The organism is Pseudomonas sp. RA_35y_Pfl2_P32 (assembly GCF_963970735.1).
Taxonomy (GTDB): Bacteria; Pseudomonadota; Gammaproteobacteria; order Pseudomonadales; family Pseudomonadaceae; genus Aquipseudomonas.
This window is the reverse complement of record NZ_CAXAQF010000073.1, coordinates 1-892: the sequence shown is the minus strand read 5'-3', so window position 1 is coordinate 892 and position 892 is coordinate 1. Positions and strand designations below refer to the sequence as shown.

General features: G+C 63.0%; 1 protein-coding gene. It reads right to left on the bottom strand.

Features of this window, described 5'->3' with window-relative positions; genetic code table 11:
* A partial coding sequence (locus AACY45_RS27115) for a methyl-accepting chemotaxis protein (protein ID WP_339548501.1) occupies positions 1 to 892 on the bottom strand: 892 nt, incomplete at both ends.

Sequence of the window (892 nt, the reverse complement as noted above, 5' to 3'; positions counted from 1 at the left end):
CATCGCCTGCACCGCTTCATCGGCGATTTCACGACCGCCCGAGACGGTGGCGATCGCGCCGTCGGCACGGGCAACGGTGCGCCCTGCGGCATCTGCGCTTGCCTTCAGGCGACCATCGATCTGGGTGATCGCGGCGGAGGTTTCCTCCAGGCTGGCGGCATTGCCTTCGGTCCGGCGTGCGAGATCTTCCGACGCCTGCGCGATTTCGGTCGAGCCGGTGCCGATGGCCGAGGTGCTTTCCACGACCCCGCCGATCAAGCCGCGCAACGATGCGGTGGCGGCGTTGAAGTTGGTCTTGAGTTCGGCATAGTTGCCGGGGAAATCGGCGTTGATCGTCGCGGTCAGGTCGCCAGCGGCCAGCGCGCCGAGATTTTCACCGACGGTCGCAACGACCATATGCTGTGTCGCGTCGTCCTTTGCCTTGGCGGCCTGCGCGTCTTCAAGCTTGACTGCGTTGTCGCGGAAAACAAGGACGACCTTGGCCATGTCGCCAACTTCATCCTTGCGGACGGCGCAAGGGACGTCGACCGAATTGTCGCCATCGGCGAGCTTGCTCATGGTGCCTTGCAGCTTGTGCAGCGGCCCGGTGATGCCCTTGCGGGCGACAACGATGCTAAGGCCGATGCCGATGGCGATACCAAGGATGCTCACGATCGTGAGCGTCATGCCGGTGGATGCCGCGTCAGCGCTTAATTGGTCGGAGAGCTTTTGCCCTTCGGCGATGATACGAGCGTTGAAGGCTACGCTATCGTTCGACAACGGTTCGAGCGTTGCATCGACCTGGGCAAGTACCGCCTTGGCTTCATCGTTGCGATTCACCGCGCCCAGCTTGGCCGCCTTGTCGGTCAAGGCATGCAGCGCGGTTATGCGCTGTCCGAATTGCGCAAACTCC